We start from the raw sequence: 3,951 nt of genomic DNA, 5'->3' as shown, positions 1-3,951 counted from the left end.
AGCTCGGCGTAGGTGAGCTTTTCCTCGTCGAAGATCACCGCCACCGCATCCGGCGCCATACGCGCCCGCTCGGCCACTCGCTGGTGTACCAGCGGCGTTGCCGGATAGCCCGAGTCGCTGCGGTTCCAGAGCTGCCCGATGACTTCGCGCTCCTCGCGGTCGAGCATGTCCAGCTCTCCCAGGCGAGCGTCAGGCATCGCCAGGATCGCATCCAGCAGGTTCTGCCAATGCCGTACCAGGCGCTCTGCGGTCGAAGCATCGAATAGATCGGTCGCATAGACCAGCGCCGCCCAGATGTCCGACTCGGACTCACAGGTATCCAGCACCAGGTCGAACTGCGCCGTATGGCTTTCCCACGCCTGCTCTTCGATGCTCAGTCCCGCGACTTCCGGCAAGCCGTGCTCGCCCCGCTCCGCCTGGTAGTTGAATAGCACCTGGAACAGCGGGCTGTGGCTGAGACTGCGCTCCGGTTGCAAGGCTTCCACCAGTTGCTCGAACGGCAAGTCCTGGTGCGCCTGCGCCTCCAGCGAGCGCTGGCGAACCTGGTGCAGCAATCGGTCGAACCCCATCTGCCCATCGATGTCGGCCTTGAGCACCTGGGTGTTGACGAAGAACCCGATCAGTCGCTCGGTTTCGACCCGGTTGCGATTGGCGACCGGCACGCCGACACGGATATCCGACTGACCGCTGTAGCGATACAGCAGCGCCTGGAACGATGCCAGCAGCAACATGAAGGTACTCGCACCCTGCCGTTGGGCAAGCGCCTTCAGCCGCCTGGCCCGCTCGGCGCCGAGTTCGAACTCCAGCCGCGCGCCGCGAAAGCTCTGCTCCGCAGGACGGGGACGATCGAACGGCAGCTCCAGCACCGGCTGTTCGCCACCCAGCAGGCCGATCCAGTACGCCAACTGGCGCTCCCTCTCTCCGGCCTCCATCCATTCGCGCTGCCAGACGGCATAGTCCGGATACTGTATCGGCAGCGCCGGCAGGGCCGCTTCGCGCCCCTGGCTGTAGGCGGCATAGAGCTGGACCAGCTCTTCGACCATCAACTGCATCGACCAACCGTCGGAGACGATATGGTGCTGGACCATGACCAGCACATGGTCATTCGGAGCCACTTCGAACAGACTGATCCGCAGCAACGCATCCGTCCGTAGGTCGAAGGGCCTGGCCATCTCCGCTTCGACTGCCGCCCTGAGCGACGCGTCATCGACATTCGCCAGGTTATGCCGGGAAACCTGCAACTGCCCATCGGCGTCCACCACCTGAACGGTACGCAGGCCTTCCTGGCGGAAGCGGGTACGCAACGACTCGTGACGCTGTGCGAGGCGCTCGAAACTGCGCTGTAGCGCGACGACATCGAGGCCGCCGCGCAAGCGCAGGGCGGCGGGAATGTGATAGGCCGCGCTCTCCGGTTCCAATTGCCAGAGGAACCACTGGCGCTCCTGTGCATAGGACAACGGCAGCGGCTGCTCGCGGGTAACGGGCGTGATCGGCGGAACCTCCGCCGGTTTCTCGCCCAGGCTCTCGACGAATCCCTGCAGGACCGGCTGCTCGAAAAGGCTCTTCAGGCTGACTTCGATACCGAGATCCTGGCGAATCCGCGAGACCAGGCGCGTCGCCAGCAGCGAGTGTCCGCCCAATTCGAAGAAGTTGTCGGTCAGGCCGACCCGTTCGACGCCCAGCAACTCGCCCCATATCGCGGCCACGTCTTTCTCCAGCGCGCTCGCCGGCGCCATGTGTTCGTGTTGCATCAGGCCGGCATCCGGCTTCGGCAGCGCCCGACGGTCCAGCTTGCCATTTGGACTGAGCGGCATCCGCTCGAGGAACAGCAGGTGCGAGGGCACCATGTAGTCCGGTAGCGAGGCCCGTAGCGCTGTGCGGATACGCTCGCGCAAAGCCGGCTGGCGAGTCTCGTCCTCGCCCCCCTCAGCCACCAGGTAGGCCACCAGTTGACCGTCCAGCGCAAGAGCCGCCGCTTCGCGTATTCCCTCCAAGTCCATGAGGCGGGCTTCGACCTCCCCCAGCTCGATGCGGAAGCCGCGGACCTTCACCTGATGGTCGGCACGCCCCATGTACTCGATCACGCCGTCACCGCGTCGGCGCGCCAGGTCGCCGGTCCGGTAGAGCCTCGAGCCCGGTTCGCCGAAGGGGTCGGGCAAGAAGCGCTCGGCGGTCAAGCCGGGCCGATCGTGGTAGGCACGGGCCAGCCCGGCACGGCTGGCAATATAAAGCTCGCCTACCGCCCCTACGGGCAGTAGGCCGAGATGTTCATCCAGCACCAGCAACGTACGGCCGGGTAGCGCCTGGCCGATAGGACTGGCATTGCCCACCCGGGCGTTCTCGGCGGAACAATCGAAGACGCTGGACACCACCGTGGCCTCGGTCGGTCCATAGGTATTGAGCAACCTCACCCGGCCCATGCCGGCTTGCCGCCAGAGCTTCGGCCCCTCCAGTGGCATGGCTTCGCCACCGATGTGGATCTGCCGCAAGGCACCGTAGGAACGCCGTGGCTCGGCCAGGGCATCGAGCAGGAACAGGTTCCAGTACGCCGTGGGCAGGTCGGCAAGGGTCACGCCCTGCTCGACTATCTGCCGATACAGCTCACCGGTATCCCAGAGGTCGCCGCCACGCAGGACCACGCAGGCACCACGGGTCAGCGCCGGATAGAGCTGTTCGACGAAGCCGTCGAAGCTCAGGGTGGCGAACTGCAATATCCGATCCTCCGGGGTGAGCGCGGAATAACCACTGGCGATACGCGAGAACTGCGCAAGCGCCGCATGGCTGATGGCCACGCCCTTGGGTTTTCCGGTGGAGCCGGAGGTGTAGATCACATAGGCCAGGTTCTCCGGCCGCAGGTTCACCACCGGATCGTCCGTAGACACCGATGCGTCCCGTTCCAGGCGGTCGATGGAGAGCACCTCCAGCCCTTCGTGCAAAGGCAGCCCGGGCAGCAAATGCTCCTGGCTGAGCAACAGGCCGACGGCGCTGTCCTCGAGCATGTGACGCAAACGGTCCTGCGGATAGGTCGGGTCCAGCGGCACATAGGCACCACCGGCCTTGAGGATCGCCAGCAGACCGACCACCATGTCCAGCGAGCGCTCGACGGCGATTCCCACCAGCACATCGGGACCGACGCCACGCGCTATCAGGCAGTGAGCCAGACGATTGGCGCGGGCGTTGAGCTCGGCGTAGCTCAAGGCCTGCCCCTCCAGCGCCAGTGCTTGCGCCTGCGGACGCAGACGGGCCTGCTCCTGGATCTGCAACTGGACCAGGGGCGGCAACCCACCCTCGTCGGCGTTCTCTGCCCAGGCCCGCAACAGGCAATCGCGCTCCTCGTCCAGCAACAGCGGCAACTCGGCGACCGGCCGGCCCGGTTCGGCCACGATGCCGCGCAGGAGATTCTGCCAGTGCCGAGCCAGGCGCTCGACGGTCGAGGCCTCGAACAGATCCGTGGCATAGCCGAACGATGCCCAGATACCGTCCTCGGCCTCGTGCACGTCCAGCGTCAGGTCGAAGGCCACGGAGCTGCTCCGCCACTCCATCCGCTCCAGCGACAGGCCTGGCAGTTGCACGCCCTGGTTGGCCGAACGAGAGTCGGCCTGGTGATTGAACATGACCTGGAACAACGGGTTGTGGCCGAGGCTGCGTTCCGGCTGCAAAGCCTCCACCAGTTGCTCGAACGGCAGGTCCTGGTGCGCCTGTGCCTCCAGCGCGCGCTGGCGGGCCTGGGCCAGCAACTCGTCGAAACCCATCCGGCCATTGATGTCGGCCTTGAGCACCTGGGTGTTGACGAAGAAACCGATCAGCCGCTCGGTTTCAACCCGGTTACGGTTGGCGATCGGCACGCCGACACGGATATCCGCCTGTCCGCTATAGCGATGCAACAGCGCCTGGAAGGAAGCCAGCAACAGCATGAACATGGTCACACCCTTGCGCTGAACCAGCTGTTTC

Annotated in this window: 1 protein-coding gene; it reads right to left on the bottom strand. The window is 65.4% G+C overall.

Going from position 1 to position 3,951, the window contains the following annotated elements; translation table 11 throughout:
- A partial coding sequence (locus FFS27_RS29875; RefSeq protein WP_137952415.1) for a non-ribosomal peptide synthetase occupies positions 1-3,951 on the bottom strand: 3,951 nt, incomplete at both ends.

It is taken from the genome of Pseudomonas sp. 2VD, from assembly GCF_005503585.1.
Lineage (GTDB): Bacteria > Pseudomonadota > Gammaproteobacteria > Pseudomonadales > Pseudomonadaceae > Pseudomonas > Pseudomonas aeruginosa.
This window is presented reverse-complemented; position numbering and strand designations above follow the sequence as displayed.